The organism is Brevibacillus laterosporus, from assembly GCF_030489605.1.
Classification (GTDB): domain Bacteria; phylum Bacillota; class Bacilli; order Brevibacillales; family Brevibacillaceae; genus Brevibacillus_B; species Brevibacillus_B laterosporus_E.
Window position 1 is genome coordinate 33,888 of record NZ_JAUKFY010000004.1, and the last position, 17,209, is coordinate 51,096.

The 17,209-nt window shown below is 40.8% G+C and carries 5 protein-coding genes; all 5 read right to left on the reverse strand.

The window, feature by feature from the left end:
* Nucleotides 1-3: 3 nt before the first annotated feature.
* The 5 genes from QZ995_RS05705 to QZ995_RS05725 all read right to left on the reverse strand — a co-directional run bounded on the left by QZ995_RS05705 (nucleotide 4) and on the right by QZ995_RS05725 (nucleotide 17,072).
* Entirely contained in the window at nucleotides 4-1,518 is a 1,515-nt protein-coding gene (locus tag QZ995_RS05705; protein WP_301804208.1) for a spore germination protein, read from the reverse strand.
* A gap of 203 nt (nucleotides 1,519-1,721) precedes the next feature.
* On the reverse strand, nucleotides 1,722-5,681 hold the full coding sequence (locus QZ995_RS05710; protein WP_301804210.1) for an amino acid adenylation domain-containing protein: 3,960 nt from the start codon (nucleotides 5,679-5,681) through the stop codon (nucleotides 1,722-1,724).
* Nucleotides 5,682-5,727: 46 nt separating this feature from the next.
* Nucleotides 5,728-7,329, reverse strand: a complete 1,602-nt coding sequence (locus QZ995_RS05715; protein ID WP_301804213.1) for a serine hydrolase domain-containing protein — start codon at nucleotides 7,327-7,329, stop codon at nucleotides 5,728-5,730.
* A 20-nt stretch (nucleotides 7,330-7,349) separates the two neighbouring features.
* The gene (locus QZ995_RS05720) at nucleotides 7,350-13,037 is read right to left on the reverse strand and encodes a MupA/Atu3671 family FMN-dependent luciferase-like monooxygenase (RefSeq protein WP_301804215.1); all 5,688 of its coding nucleotides are present in this window, start codon (nucleotides 13,035-13,037) and stop codon (nucleotides 7,350-7,352) included.
* A 27-nt stretch (nucleotides 13,038-13,064) separates the two neighbouring features.
* Complete coding sequence (locus QZ995_RS05725) at nucleotides 13,065-17,072, reverse strand: amino acid adenylation domain-containing protein (protein WP_301804218.1); 4,008 nt, start codon at nucleotides 17,070-17,072, stop codon at nucleotides 13,065-13,067.
* Between the last annotated feature and the right edge of the window lie 137 nt (nucleotides 17,073-17,209).

Genomic DNA, 17,209 nt, shown 5'->3' on the forward strand with positions numbered 1-17,209 from the left:
CCATCACCTATCTGTTGGATCAGTAGCCTTTTTCTTCTTTTCTTGCAATGGAGTTGCACTATGAGGTCTGGTTGTCAAATATTTTGGCGCAGTAAGTACAACAGCATCTTTCCATTCTTTCATTCGAACAGGAGCAAACGGCGAACCATACGGTGTTCCAATAGAGGTTAGCGTAATAAGATGGATAAACATGATCATTAAACCCATGATAATTCCTACATAGCCAAAGAAATAAGCAAGCATCATCATCGGAAAGCGAAGTAAACGAATGGTAGATGACATATCGTAGTAAGGAATGATAAAGGAAGCAATTGCTGTAATGGATACCACAATTACCATGATGTTGCTTACAATACCAGCCTGAACTGCCGCCTGACCAATTACAATCCCACCTACAATACTAACCGTTTGGCCGATTGGTCCCGGCAGACGCAATCCCGCTTCCCTAAGCATCTCCAATGATAATTCCATTACTAAAGCCTCTAATACGGGCGGAAAAGGCACTTTTTCTCTTGATTCTCCAATGGATAATAACAGCTTTAAGGGAATGACTTCAAAGTGAAACGAAATTGTCGCCACATAAAAAGCCGGAAGCACAAGGGAAATCATAAAAGCGATATAGCGTATCACCCGCACAAACGAAGCTAACAGCCAATTGACATTATAATCATCCTTCGTTTGCAAAAAACCAACCAGATCCATTGGTGCAATAAGTACTCCTGGGGAGCGATCCATGATAACAGCGACTCGCCCTTTTAAAATTTGCATTGCTGTAGTATCAGGACGTTCTGTCACCAAAAACTGCGGAAATACTGTGAATGTATTCTTCGAGATTAATTGCTGCAATTCACCGATATTTATAATGACATCCAGACTGAGTTCTTGAATGCGCCGCTCCAATTCCTCGATGACCTTTGGATTAGCCACATCCTCCAAATAGGCCATGGTAATAGTGACTTTTCCCCGCTCTCCAATTTTTAGCTGCCGAAGCTTTAAATCTGGGCTAGGTATGTACCTGCGTAGTAAACCAAGGTTTTTCGAAGCATTCTCTACGAAGCCATCATGCGCACCTTTGATTGTTGGCTCAAGATACGGCTCTTCCATAGAACGATCGGGATATGAAATTGTATTGACCTGATAAGCTGTAGCATGGTGATGAAACAGTAAGATGCTTTTACCTATTAATAAGCTTTGCACAATCTCCTCTAGCGAGCGTGTTGGCTTCATCTTACAGCTTATTAAGGAAGAATCCTCAATTTGTGTAAGTGACGTCATGTCTTTTAACATAGGAGTAAGTACATCTTCATAGATTAATTTTTTATCAGAAAGCTCCTCCATATATAAAATGGCTGCTTCTTCGCCTTGATTCCACGAAAAGCGTTGTACGGTTAGATCTGGCATCTGATCAAGCTTCGACAGTATTTGATTTATATTCTCTTCCAGTGATGTAGTAATAGTAGAATCAGCTTGCACGTGTCCTTTTCTCATGCTTCGTTTAAAAAATGAATGTTTGGGCATGCAATCACCTCTACATGTCCTTAGACTGTATGTTAAGTATGCGGTGTTCATGGATGATTATGCACATAATAGAAAAAATTGGATACTTCTTTTTAAAAATGCAAAGACCTCTTTCTGCTAACTCGGTCCACTTCGAAAATGAAAAAAACAATGTAGAAGCAGGAAAAGATTCCCTTGCTGCTACACTGTTTTTAAAGGTTGCATTAAAAATCGAATTCTTCATCCTCAAAGGCATCTGGTAGATCTGAGGAATTACGCTCATCTGAGTTGCTTCTAAGCTCAAAACTAGCGATTGTCTTGTCGAGGCGAGCTGGGATTTGCTTTAAGATTTGCAAATATGCTTGCCCCAAGTCCTCCGCCGTTTCTCTTTTGAACAAGTTACTTGAATAGTACAGATCAAATAACAGTCCCTCTTCAGGCCTCTCAACAGCAATGATGGATAAATCCATTTTGGAGGTAGTATCCGCAAAGTCATAGGCTATATAAGTTAATTCTTCTGACTCTATCCTTGCTTGGTTCATATTTTGTAAAGTAAGCATCGTTTGAAATAGCGGTGTTCGACTCGTATCTCTTGGGATTTTAAGTTTTTCTACTAGAGCATCAAAGGGATAATCTTGATGGTCGAACGCTTGAAGAGTTCGTATCTTTATTTCTGCAAAGAATTCCTCAAATGTTTTCGAAGCTTGAGGATAATTACGCATTGCTAGGGTGTTAATAAACATCCCTACCACTCTTTCCAGATCAGCATGCTGTCTTCCCGCTACTGCGGTACCAACAACAATATCCTCCTGTCCCGTACATTTGTACAGCAATATATTATAGGCTGCTAACAGAAGCATATATAAGGTAGATTCACGATCTTGAGCGATTTGATAAAGTTCTTCACTTTCAGCCTTAGGAAGCGTAAAAGAAATTCGTCCTCCAGCATTTGTACGTATTGGAGGGCGCGGATAATCGGTCAGCAAGCGTAGAACCGGGGGCTGAACAGCGAACGTATCGGCCCAATATAGTTCTTGTTTCTTTACCTGCTCAGAAGCAAACCATTGATTCTGCCAATGTGTGAAATCCTTGTATTGGATAGGTAATGGCAAAAGTTCCTTTCCTTTATATAAATCAATCAAATCCTCAATCAGGATTCCCATAGATATACCATCAGAAATGATATGGTGCATGTCCATGATCAAGAAATGACGCTCTGGGCCTAGTTCATATAAGCCGACGCGAAACAGAGGGGCCTGTGTTAAATGGAACGGTTTGATGAATTCTTGAATGACATCGCGAAGCTCATCCTCTTGTATCTTGCGCTGACTCATACGAAAGGTTACCTGTTTATGTATTCGTTGAACCTGCTCTTCTCCTTGCCACTCAAATGAGGTGCGGAGTGCTTCATGACGCTCGATTAGTTGAGTAAGAGCTGTTTCAAAACGTGCGGGATTGACTGCTCCTTCAATGATTACGCAAGTAGGAATGTTATAGCTTGTATCCCCTTGATTCAGCTCATCAACAATCAGCATTCTCCTTTGGGCAGCAGAAATGGGGTAATACGGACGCTCTTCCACTGGCTCCAATCGGTTTTGGATAAAGGCAGAGTCTCCAGACACTTCAATCAACTGCGCTAGTGACTCAACGGTAGGATGTTCAAAAATTTGTTTGACCGAAAGACTCACATTGAGTTCTTTGTACAGGATAGTGACCAGCGTCATTGCCTTTAGGGAATGACCTCCTATCCGAAAAAAATGATCCTGTATTCCGATTTTGTCTAGCTTCAAAATATCCTTCCAAATCCGTACCAATTCCTCTTGCAAAGGTGTTTTAGCAGCCTCATATGAAGTAGCTGAAGTAAGGTAATCTTTCAATTGAGCTAGGGATAATCTATTGATTTTCCCATTTGGAGTAAGCGGAAATTCAGGTAACTGCATAAATTGAGACGGAACCATATAATCTGGTAAATGGCTTTGAGCAAACTTGGAAATTTGATCAAGGGTTACTTCATTTTCTGAAACGAAATAAGCAACTAAATATTTGATCCCATCCTCGTCTGTTTTATCAAGAACAATCACTTCTCTCATGCCAGGGAATTGTAATAGTCTTGCTTCTATTTCTTCCAGCTCGATACGAAAACCTCGAATTTTTACCTGATGATCCATTCTCCCCATAAACTCCAGATCACCGCTTTTGAGCCAACGCATTAAATCACCAGTTCGATAGACACGCGGGACACACAGGTGCGGTGTATCAATAAAAAGCTCTTTCGTCAGCTCTGGAGCGTTAAAGTACCCATTCCCCACTCCTTCCCCGCCAATACATAATTCACCCGGAATCCCCGGAGGAAGCAGTTGCAAATATTTATCTAAGATATAAAGCTTAACGTTATGGATTGGTTTGCCAACAGGAACCGTAGTAATTTGCTGTAATTCCTCCTTGGTTAAGATATGGTATCCAGAAATATCTGTACACTCAGTTGGACCATATGTGTTAGATAACTCTGCTTTAAAATGGGACGATTTGATCCAACGCTGTAGTTTAACCATGTTGATCGGTTCACCGCCAAGACTGATGTGGCGAATACTTCTTAGCTTAGCAAAATCATTGTCAACATTTTCATCAAGTAAGGGATAAAATGCACTAGGAGCGCAGTTAATCGTGGTTATCTGCTCTCTCTCGATCACAGTAGACATCTGACGATAATCGAAAGGACCCGGGGAATAGATGATTAATCTTCCTCCAACTAGCAGCACGCTAAACAAATTTTTTTGCGCCAAATCAAAACTGTTGGGAGCAATCAGCAAAGCCCGTTCATTCTCGGAAAACGACAGCTTCTTGATATACCAGTATAAAAGATTAACAAACGAATGATGTCTAATCATAGCTCCTTTTGGATTCCCTGTAGAACCTGATGTATAGAGAACATACAGAATATCTTCAGGTCGATAAGGTAGGTTTACGTTTTCCCTAGGAGCAGTTGCTTTGGTTAAAATCTCTTCGATGATGAAAGTGCGAGCTTGTTCTTGTTTGCAGTTATGTTTATGTTTTTGTTGGGTTAGTATCACAGAGGCTTGAGAATGTGTTAATAAATAGTGGATTCGCTCTTTTGGATAATCAGGATCGACTTGTAGATATGTCGCACCTGATTTAACAATACCAAGGATACCAATTAATAATTCAAGAGAACGTTCCACCATAAAACCAACTATTGTCCCCGCATTTACACCTTGTTCATGTAAAAACCACGCCACTTGATTCGCACGCTCATTTAATTCACGATAGGTTAATGTTTTCCCTTCGAATACCACAGCAATCCGATCAGGCGTCCGTTCTACCTGCTCTTCGAAAAGCTGGGATATTGATTTATCGCGTGGATAGTCAAAGCTACTCGCGTTAAAATCATAAAGTAACTGACGACGATCAGCTTCATCTAAGAATGAGATTTCCAGTAAGCTTTTATCCGGTTCTCTCATCACTTCAGAGAGATAATTGTCAAGATGACGAACGATCATTTGCATCCGATCATGACTATACAAACTGGCATTATATTCAAGGATGAGTTGTAGATTATCCTTTTTCTGAGAAAAGCTAAAGAGCGAGTCAGTTTTTATTTGGCTTACACTGTTTTTCTCGTGGATGTCGTCTAGCATAATGCATGTATTACATAAAGGAAATATCCCATCTTCAACCTGCAATCCAGCTTTTTTCATCACCTGGTAAAAAGGATAGTTGGAATTTTGGCTAGCTTCCTTGATGTTTTTACTCATTTGCATAAGTAACTGCTTAAACGTCATCTTATTTCGCTGTACCTGAATACGTAACGGTAGTAATTTATTAACGATTTTCAATTCTTGCTTTTGTTTAAAGACAGGTGTACTAAAAACAATATCATCTGCTTCGGTGTAGCGTGAAAGAAGATCTGCAAGAGCAGTCGCAAGAATCGTCAAGATTGCATATGGAGATTGATTTGCAATCATCCGAATTTTATTTGTGAGCTCTGCTGAAAACGAATGAGTGATAACTCCCTTTCGAAATTCCTCCAGCGATGTACGTAAAAATTCAATCGGAAACGTAGAAAGCGCACTAATCCCGTTCATTTGATCTAGCCAGTATGCTTCTTCTTTTTCTAATTTTTCATGAGAGAGTATGAGATTTTCTGTGATTTTGCTAGTCGTCATGAATGCAAGCCTCCTGGATGTAAAAGGTAGATGATTCCTCTAGACGTTATAATCGTTGCATTTTCCAAGTGCCATGGAGATGAAAATAGGGAACCTGACCTTGCTCGTCAAGGTGAAATTGCACCGATTTAAAAGTATCACTGACAAATAAACCATGTTCCATTGGGATCAGAACATCTGTAACCCCATCCTCTTCCATGATAAGTTTATGATCCTGATACGTTACATGATAAACCCAGTCCGGAAATCCGTGGTGTGAATAAGTCCCACAGCAAGCTTCTAGTTCCTCTTGTGATAAAGACGCCCGATCATCTGGCAACATGTAACGGTGACAGCGATTGTTATTGATCATAAGATACTGCACGCAACCGTCACTTTCCCTTATCACTTTCAGATTCAGCACATGATTGCCCTCTTCGTCATATCCCTGCAAAAAATCGCCTGTCCTTAGCTGTAGCCTAATAGGTTGGTTATTTAAGGTTAATAGCGACTGATCCTCCTTCGTAATTTCTATCAATCCTACGTTAGCGCCAAAGAAGGTTCCCGCGATGCCTGAGCATTCCTCGGCGTTATTACGATCTTTGAGAAGCTCTGCGGATGTTTTTGCTTGGACAAGCGGTAATTGCAATTGATCGAACACGAGACGGATAATTTTTTCATGCGGAAAGGGACGATTATTAAGGATAATGACAGCACTCCCCGCCTCCGTGTTCATAACAAAATCACCACTATAGCTGCTAATATCGCCAAAATGTCGGGAGATACGATGACCTGTCCCTGTTTCCTGCAAGAAAAATCCCAATCCAAACCCACTTTGATACGTGTTAAATAATGGTGTGTTATATTCATGCATTTGCTGGACGTATTGGGCCTGAAGGAATTGTTTATCCAAATAGCATCCCTTATTCATATGTAAAAGGGCAAACGTAGCTAAATCTGTCACTGTTGACATAGCAAAAAAGGATGGATAATACGCTGTATTTTCTACAAAGCGGTGCAGGACACAAATCTGATCATCTTGTATATAATGCGGCAACGCCAGTGAATGGGTCATTGCAAACAGTGGATCATATGTGCTGCTGTTCATTTTTAGAGGAGCAAAGACTACTTCCTGAATTAAGGCGGCAAAAGCCTTTCCTGTAACCTCTTCTGCTACGCAGCCTGCCAGATTGTAATGAAAATTACTGTATGTATGAAGCTTTCCCGGCGGAGCCATCAATTTCATTTTAGAGAGCTCCTCAGAAACATGTCGCCGCAACCCATCTGATTCGCGACTTCCGAGATAATCTCCGCCGTTATTAAATCCTGCCGAATGGCTCAATAAAGTCCGAAGAGTTAACAAACCATTGTACGCCGGATTTTGAAGTGAAAACCAGGGAATGTAATTGATGATGGGAGTATCTAAATCAAGAAGTCCATCTTCTACTAATTTCATGATCAGCGTAGCGGTAAACAGCTTAGAAATCGAGCCTATACGAAATAATGTTTGTGGACTTACCGCTGCTCCCGAATCCTGCACACTAGTTACACCAAATCCCTTTGTATAAACTAATTCCTTATTATGAATGATGGCGATGGCCAAGCCCGGTACACGGGCCTGCTCCATTTCCATCATGATTTGATGCTCAAGCTCTTTTATACGCAGCATACAAATCGCTCCTTTTTTTTCTATAAATTCTCTAGATAATCAGCCAACTCTTCAATGGAAAGCGTATTATTCCCTACATCGCTTGGAGTGATTTCTTTTTCTTTCTTATTGAGACAATGATCGATAATGCCAAGCAAATATTTTTTGTATACATCAACAATATTTTGCACTGTACTAAAATCGTACATGTTTTGGTTATATTCAAAGTGAAGCCGCAATGCACCATCCTGAATGATGCCAACAATTTCAAAATTGTACTGTCTTTGAACCCAGCGACCTAGGGTTGGACCTGTGCTAAAAGGTGAGATTGTAAAAGCATCGGTTGAGATATCCTGATCAAATTGCCCCAGGTAATTGAACATAATTTGCGGCTTTACATTTAGATGGCTGACGGTCTCTATGTCAGCAGATGTTAAATAACGTAAGATGCCATAGCCAATTCCCTTATTCGGAACCTTGCGCAGATACTCTTTGGTATATTTAATATGGTAGGCGATATCTGCATCTTTTGTTTCAAGCAACACAGGATAAAGAGAGGTAAACCAGCCAACCGTCCGCGAAATGTCTATATTCTCACTGATCGGCTCCCTACCATGGCCTTCTAAATGTATAAGAGCGTGATTTTCACCAGTCCACTCTCTCATCGTAAGAGCAAGTGCCGTTAACAATATGTCATTTATTTCTGTGTTGTAAGCATGGTGAACTTCCTTTAATAAATGGGTAGTCTCTTCCTGATTAAGATGCATGGTTAATGTCTTGCTATCCTGCATCCGATCATCAATGACAATATGATCCTGTGGCAAGGATGCTATTGGTACGTTAGCCAGTTGCTCCCAATAAATAGATTCCTTTAGAATGGTTTGACTATTGGCATAAACATGAAGCTCTGTTGACCATTCTTTAAAGGAATCGGTTTTATCCTGAAAAGAAATTGCTTCTCCGTTTTGTGACTGTATATAACCGCTGGCAAGATCTTCAAGCAGAATTCTCCAAGAGATTCCATCAACTACTAAATGATGAATCGCTATCAATAAATGATCACCCTGATCCGTTTTAAAGTGTCCAATCGCGATCAACGGACCTGCGCTAAGCTTAAATCCTGCCTGAAGATTCGTTGCTTCGGCTTCGATCATAGCTGGCGTCACATGCTTACCCCTGAAATCTAACACTCTATAATCAAACAGCCGATCTGTAAGTCCACGAATATTCTGTATAACTTGCTCCCCTTCCACATGAAACGTCATACGCAGGGCATCATGGTGTTCAACAAGCCGTGTAAATACCTTTTGGAGCAATAGCTCGTCCCAGCCTTGTTCCTGATGAAGCATGACTGCGTGATTGTAGTGATGGGCATCTGTTACATTTTGCTGAAAGAACCAATGCTGAATAGGTGTTAGACGTACGTTCCCCTCAACTAATTGGTTCGTTGTCCGTTTTGTTTTCATTTGTTTGACATGCATAGAAAGCTCTCTAATGGTTGGGTACTTGAATAAATCATGAATTTGAATTTTGTATTGGTATTTCTGAATTAAGGAAGACACTTGTATCGCACGTATCGAATCTCCGCCTAGCGAAAAGAAATTGTCATGAACGCTTACATTATCGACACCTAGGACTTTTTGCCAAACAGCAACTAATGCATCCTCTTTATCATTGGAAGCCTCCACATATTCAACGCCCGTGTCTATCAAGATCCAATCTGCTGGTAAAGCACTCCGATCTATTTTGCCGTTTGGAGTTAAAGGCAATTGTTCCAGAGAAGCAAAATACGCAGGGATCATATAGCCAGGTAACCTCTCCGCAAGGAAACTGCGCAGTTGCGTTACATTTTTGTTTATTTTATTTGTTCCCGCACTCCAGACAATGTAGGCAACGAGTTGCTTATCATCATGTTCATCCGTTTGAGTAGCAACCGCTGCTTCTGCAATATCTGGATGTTTAAGGATCGCTGTTTCAATCTCGCCTAGCTCCATGCGATAGCCACGTATTTTGACCTGATAATCTTTCCGATCTATAAATTCAAGTGTTCCATCCGCTCGATATCGACCCAAATCACCTGTTTGGTACAATCGAGACTGCGGATCGGAAGAAAATGGATTCGGAATAAATTTCTCACTAGTCAAATTCTCTTGATTCCAGTAACCTTTCACGACTCCTTTTCCACCGATATAAATCTCACCGATCACCCCAATCGGTAGAATATGATGATGCTCATCAAGAATAAAGATCTGGGTGTTAGCAACCGGTTTCCCAATGTAGGCAATTTGATCTGTCTTCGCTATCTGATGGATCGCCGACCAAATTGTTGTTTCAGTCGGGCCATACATGTTGTATATGCTTGCCTTGGTTTGCCTTTGCAGCTGATGCATTAAAGAAGCAGGGAAAGCCTCACCGCCCACCAGCAAAGTCGTAAGAGATTGTAAAAAATTCTGAGAGCCAGGATCAGCAGCAATCATCTTGAGCCGTGACGGTGTCGTTTGCATCATGGTTATCGGACGGATGCTCGGAGTTGTATCGCTGGCTATAGCTTTAACCTCGCTTTTTCTAGCGTACTTATCCTTGAAAGCAGCTAAGTGATGCAAGCTTTGAACAACAGAAGCATGATCAATACCAAAGTCGAGTAAACAAGCGATTTCAGTCACACCAATATGATAGAGCTGCTCAACTAATTTATTGCAAGTTTCCGGTGTTCCAAGTAAGGTCGCCGTATTCCAATAGCGTTGAAAAGCGACTTCCAGAATTTGTTCAATATCCTCCTCTGATACGTTGCTCATATCCAGCATATCTGTTCCGATATTCAGATTTTTAGCCAGATTACGTATCAAGCTAACACTAGATCTTAAATAGTCACAAAATGGTTTTTTTACTTTGTCATGTACATAATCAAGATCATCATCAATAAAGGTATGCAGCATGAGTGACACCTTGAACAGCTTTGGATCATACCCATTCTCGCGGAGGGTCTCATGATAAAGACGAATATTTTTTTCTAATTGATAAATGTCCTGTCCAAGAAAATGCGTTAAAATGTTGGCTCCCATTTTTCCAGCTTCAATAAAGGATTCCGCTGTTCCTGTTGTTGTCACCCAAACGGGAACCTCTGATTGAATTGGTTTTGGAAATGCTTGAACTTCTACAGGGTATCCCTTTCCATTTATACGCGTTACTTTGTCCCCGCGCCATAATTGGCGGACTTCCTTTATTTGTTTAAACATAAGGTCATAACGCTCTTCGTAGTTTTCCGGACGTAAAGCGAAGTCGTCTACATGCCAGCCCGGTGCAAATGATAGGCCAACACGTCCCTTTGAAAGATTATCTACGACTGACCATTCCTCAGCGATGCGCAGAGAGTCATGCAAGGGAGATACGATGCTACCAGAACGGATCTGCAAGTTTTGGGTAATCATAGCAAGCGCTGAACTGATTACGGACGGATTAGGATATAGTCCACCGAACTCGTGAAAATGACGTTCCGGAGTCCAGACAGCATTAAAGCCATGCTCGTCTGCGAACTTGGTTGTTTCCAAAAGCAATGAATATTTATCATCTACCCGTTGATGGTCGTAGCTTGAAAAAAAGAATACGCTAAAATCCATTTGGGGACGTTCCTTATTCGTTAAAAAACTGTCGTAGTTTTCGTACGTCTCATCAGGGCTTATGACAACTTGAATTCCGCGTGTTAGCGTCCAGAATAGTTCTAGAACAGAAATATCAAAGGAAATCGTTGTTACTGATAAAAAAGCATCCGTTTTATTTGGCTGCAGCTTTTGATCCATCGCTGTAAAAAAGTTGCTTACATTTGCATGCGTGACCATTACGCCTTTTGGATTACCTGTCGAACCGGATGTATAAATCACATAGGCCAAATCGGATCCTTTGTTTATCCCATTCAGGACAGTAATTGATTGATTTACCAGCTTAGCATCTACCTCATCAAGGTGTAGGATGGCCGTTTCAGATCTATCACCAATTCGGTTTTGAAAACATAATTTTGTTACAAGCACTTTCATTTGACTATCGTTGATAATATAACGAATGCGCTCAACTGGATACGTTGGATCAATAGGTACATACGCTGCCCCGGATTTTAAAATAGCTAGCAGAGCTACGATCATCTGCTCACTACGATCTAGCATGATCCCGACCAAATCATTCGGCTTAATTTGATACTGTCCCCGCAAATAATGGGCTAGTTGGGTAGAAAGCTCGTCTAATTGACGATAAGTCAATGTTTTATCGCGATAAACGATCGCGATCTCATCTGGAATTTTCGTGACTTGATCCTGGAACCATTCTTGAATTGTTTTTTCATCACAAAAGACTTGATCCTCATTCGTGAATGTATGAATGATATGATTTTTTTCCGCTTGATCCAATAATTCTATCTGAGCGATCAAACTATCCGGTTCAGATGTCACCGTTTGTAGGATGTGCATAAAATGCTTCTTGAATTGTTCCGCTTGTTCTTTTATGTAAACCAGTTCATTAAAAATAATTTTTAGTTTGACTACTTGATCAAGTTGAATATGCAAGGTTAAATCATAATTTGGATGTTCAGTAAATTGGATGTCTGTTACAGAAAAGCCCATGTTTTGTTTATCTTGCAAACGTTCTAATCCTTTTGAAAGTGGATAATTATCAAAAATCAAAAGGTGTGAAATAAGCTCTTGCTTCAACTGAGATTGTGATTGAATCTCATAAAGAGGATAGTACTCATAATCTTTAGACTCAAGTGAAGCTTGCTGTATCTTTTGTAATAGGGATGAGAAAATCTGGTTTTCTTCGCATTTCACTCGTTTTGGAACGGTATTAATAAACAAACCAACCATTTCATCACTACCGATTAGCGTAGGAGGGCGCCCCGAAACAACCGAACCGAATACAACATCTGTATGATTGCTGTACTTCTGCAAAAAGACACCGAAGCATGCCTCAAATATTGTATTGATCGTAACTTGGCGTTTCTTAGAAATTTGTATTAGCTTTTCGGTAAGCTTTTCATCTAATTCAAAGATAACTTCCCCGTGTTTAAATTTTCCAGATGTACTCCCTTCACCAAAGGCTGGAAGACCTCTTGGCTGCTCATATTGCTCCAGATATTGTTTCCAGTAGGCGCTCGCTTCCTCATGATTTTGTTGCTCTAGCCATTTGACGAACTGGCTAAAGGGCTGCACCGTTTTAAGCTCGCATTTTTTTTCATTTCGAAGACAATCGTAAATATGAAAAAGCTCATCTAGGATAATACTTGATGACCATCCATCCATAAGGATATGATGAAATCCCCAAACAATGTAGAAGCTATCAATTCCCGCTTGAATGACTGTAACTCTAAATAAAGTATCATGAGTAAGATCAAACCCTTTTAAACGATCTGCTCGAACAAATTCATCGATATAAGACTCTTTCTTTTCCTCATCAAGATGTGATATATCGACAACCTGGATTTGTAGTGGTCGTTCCTTTAATACAATCTGTTTTGGCGTTTGAATCTTCTCATATACAAACATCGTTCGAAAAATCTCGTACCGTTCGATCAGGGTATTAAAGCTTTTCTCCAAAAGTTCTGGCTGAAGCAAGCCATCTACTGTAAAAACAGCTTGCTGATAGTATGTTCCCGACGAACGATCAATCATGGAATGAAACAGCATTCCTTCTTGGGTCGAAGTTAGTGAATATATTTTCTGAATTTGTGCGTTGTTAGTCTTCATATTTCACCTCTGCTCATGTATAAGAGATCAATCTTCTAAAAGACTTAAAATGTCATCCAAATCCGACATAGATAAATTGTTGTCCCCAAAATCGCTTGGCGTAAACTCTTGGGTCTTTTTACTCGTACAGTGACGAATAATTTCTTGTAGATGTCTGAAAAAACCATCCAATACATTTTGCATCGTATCTCGCGAAAATTGACTTCTGTCGTAGTCCATCCAAAATGTCAGCTCCCCATTTTGGATCATTCCTGTAAAAATTAGCTGATGGGTACGACTGTTGGCACTGCTGATTGTACGATCTGGTTGGATGGAGGAAAGCTGAAAAATAGCATCTTCCTTTTTCTCATCTATTTCTCCAAGATAGTTAAATAAGAAAGTCGCTTGCGCCCCACCTGACAATGCTTGTTTATTCATGTCCGTTCCAAGATATTTGAGCAATCCATATCCGATTCCTTGATTGGGGACTTTCTTTAAAAGTTCTTTCATTTCCTTTATTTGCATGGAGAGATCAGCATGATGTCTCATGTCCAACAGAATTGGATACAGTGTAGTAAACCATCCCACCGTCCGAGTTATGTCCAGTCGGTCGCTCAGCTCGTGGCGTCCGTGCCCCTCAACATCAATAAGTATCATGTCCGATTTCTTCCATGAGCGAAGAGACATGCCGAGCCCCGTTAAGAGAATGTCATAAATTTGGGTATTGTAGGCACGGTGAACCTCTTTTAGCAATAGCTGAGTATCTGATGCTGAAAGTCTGCCCACCAGCCGCTCGTTCTCGCTCATGTTCCCCAAGGCACTGCCTGCTTCTACAAAGTCCTCTCTTATTTTTTCCCAGTAAGAAAGCTCTTTTTGCAGTTCAGATGAGGTTGCATATTCGTACAGTTGCTGTGACCAGGCAAGATAAGAATCTGTTTTATCAGGAAGCGAAACAGCTTGATTATTCACTGCAAGCTGATAGGCTTGCTCTACATCCTCTATTAAAATTCGTAAAGAAAGGCTATCGACAATCAAATGATGGAAGGTAAGAAATAAATGATCCCCATAATCTGTGTGGAATAAACCAACGTTACATAGCTTGCCATTCCACAGATCGAGGTTTGATTGAAGCTCTCGACATATGCTTTGAATGTCACTGTTCACCTCTTTTTCTGTTTTTGATTGACCTGTCAAATCAAAAACCTGACATTCATAGACGGGATGAGCTGTATCCCGAATCGTCTGCACAACAGCATTTTCTTCCTGACGAAATGCCATCCGTAGAGCGTCATGATGAGCAGTAAGCTTGTCCAGAACCTTAATCAAGCTTTCATAGTCAATCGAAGACTTGCTATCTAGCATCACTGATTGATTATAATGGTGTTTTTCTTCCATCCGTTGGGCAAAAAACCAGTGTTGAATAGGTGTCAGAGGAACGATTCCTTGTACAATTTCCTGATTAGCCCGTTGATGGACTGGCTGTAGATGTGGCCGCAATTCAAGAATCGTTGGGTATTCAAACAAGCTTTTTACTTGAATTTTGTATCCACGCTTATAGAGCTCAGAAACAACCCTCATGGCTTTTATTGAATCACCGCCTAAGTCGATGAAGCGATCATGAATACTAATTTTATCCTCGCCAAGTACCTGGCTCCAAACACTGATAAGTACCGCTTCTTCTTCATCTCTGGCCTCTTCAAACACAGCGGAGCTTGCATCACTTCTAGTCAGCAGGGAGAGTGCTTGACGATCAATTTTTCCGTTTGGTTTAAGCGGAAAGCTAGATATCTTGCTAAAAAAATGTGGCAACATATACGCGGGTAAATGCTGCATTATATATTCACGTATTTCTTGTGTTGATGTTTCGCTCTCTCCTTCTGGATTCATGACTAGAAAGGCTAGGAGCTGCATGTCTCCCTGATGGTCTGGTTCGGCAAGCACGATAGAATTAGAAATTCCGGGATGCTGGTTTAATGTATGCTCAATCTCGCCTAATTCAATTCGGTACCCACGTATTTTTACTAAATGATCGGCACGCCCGAGACATTGTAGCGTTCCATCCGGGAGCCATTTACCGATATCCCCCGTCTTAAACATTTTTTCATCCTGCGTTTTACCAAAGGGATTCGTTACAAACTTCTTCTCAGTCAATTCAATGCGATTCAAATATCCTTTCGCTACTCCTTCACCAGCTATACAAATCTCTCCTTGCACTCCGATGGGAGTCAGCTTTTGATGCTGATCAAGAATATAGATTTGCGTATTAGCGATTGGCTTTCCTATTGTTATATGTTCGTTGTTCTTTGTAGCTTGTCTTGGCATTTCATGAACCGCAGACCAGATTGTAGTCTCTGTAGGACCGTACATGTTAAAAATTCTTGCATTGGTTTTCTTATGGAGATCGTCTATATATTGAGCAGGAAATGCTTCTCCTCCTACTAACAAAATCCGAAGTGACTGTAACAAACGCTGTGAGTCAGACGCATCCAGTAGCAGTTTAAGCCGGGACGGTGTGCATTGCATCATCGTGATCATCTCAACATGCGGTTGGTCAAGATAATGATCATAGCTACCAAACGTATCCTCCTGCGTGTCTACCAAGACAAGGCGAATTCCTCTTGTCATTGTCCATAATAGCTCTAATACAGAAATATCAAATGAGATGGTTGTCACCGATAGAAACGTATCGCCCTCTACAGGCTGTAATCTTTCATCCATTCCAACAAAAAAATTACCTACATTTCTATGGGTTACCATAACACCTTTCGGATTGCCTGTTGAGCCTGACGTATAGATAACATAAGCTAGATTGTCAGCGTTACGGATCATGTCTAGCCTAGAGACTGGTTCCTTGTCTATCAACTCTTGATCCCGATCAAGAACCACAAGAGAAGTGGATTTGCAGTCAGCAGAATTATGATGCTCAAAGTGATTCAAATAAGCAGATTGAGTAACTACTGCCTTCATCTTGCTATCCTGAATCATATAGGCGATGCGCTCGGTTGGATATGTAGGATCAATCGGTACATAAGCTGCTCCCGATTTAAGCACTGCTAGTAAACTAATTACCACTTCCTCTGTCCGCTCAACCATCACGCCCACACAGTCATTCGCCTGAATGAAGGCATGACGCTGTAAATGCCAAGCAATCTGATTTGCTCTCTCATCTACCTCTTTATAGGTAAGTGCCTGATCTTTATACACGACTGCAATTTGATCAGGTGTCTTGGTAACTTGTATTTCCCACCAGTCTGTAATGGTTTTGTCCCGTGCAAAGGCTCTCTCTGTTTGATTAAAGCTATGGATAATCTGATTAGCCTCCTCTTCACTCATTACTTGTAGCTCTGTTAATGGTTGAGAAGAGTTTTCCATGACATTCGTAAATATCCGGAAGAGATGCTTGAACATTTGCTTCACAGTTTCTTTGTAAAATAAGTCATTCGAATAAACAATTTCTCCCGTCAGTTGTTCTCCTGAAAAATGAAACCGAAAAAGAAGGTCTGAATCATTATGTACATCCTTATGAATATTGCGAAGGCTTACTACCACGGGAAAGGCTGGGAGTCGCTGATCTTCGCGTACCAGCCCTACTTCATTAAAAATTTTCATGATAGGAATATTTTGATATTGATCGGCTTCCATGACTGATTGCTTCACTTGATGCAAGATGGTACGAAAGTTATCATTTGGGGTCATCTGCGTTCGAATGGCTAACAGTTGACTCAGGTCTATGGTGGCATCATTCTTGAACACAGGCATTCCAATAATCAAATCTTCGTAACCAGTATATCTATAGAGCAGACAGTTGATCCCGCTCAGCAGAACCATATAGATGCCATGCTCTGATCCGTTAACCAGTTGTACAATCCATTTACTTACTTCTTCAGGAAAAGTAAAAGGTATGCTCGTCTTGTGGGCATCTTTCTGCTCACCTCTTGAAAAATCAGGTGGATAAATGGTTAACTGTTCTGCTCCAGCTAGTTTTTTTAACCAGTAGTGTCGTTCTTCTTCTAATTCACCGCTTGAGAGAAGCAGATTCTGTGTAATGTTATCCATCGCTAATTTTTTCTCCTCTCCATTTGCATGATTACCCCTGGTTAAGCATTTCCTCGAGGTTTTCTTTATAAGTCCCGATCACCCTCAGAACCAAAATGTCGCTCAAGGGTGATCAGGCTTTGTGTTTCCATACACCA

Bases quoted from the DNA above. Each gene is read 5' to 3' on its own strand.
- QZ995_RS05705 (WP_301804208.1), bottom strand. From the start codon at position 1,518: ATGCCCAAACATTCATTTTTTAAACGAAGCATGAGAAAAGGACACGTG.
- QZ995_RS05710 (WP_301804210.1), bottom strand. From the start codon at position 5,681: ATGACGACTAGCAAAATCACAGAAAATCTCATACTCTCTCATGAAAAA.
- QZ995_RS05715 (WP_301804213.1), bottom strand. From the start codon at position 7,329: ATGCTGCGTATAAAAGAGCTTGAGCATCAAATCATGATGGAAATGGAG.
- QZ995_RS05720 (WP_301804215.1), bottom strand. From the start codon at position 13,037: ATGAAGACTAACAACGCACAAATTCAGAAAATATATTCACTAACTTCG.
- QZ995_RS05725 (WP_301804218.1), bottom strand. From the start codon at position 17,072: ATGGATAACATTACACAGAATCTGCTTCTCTCAAGCGGTGAATTAGAA.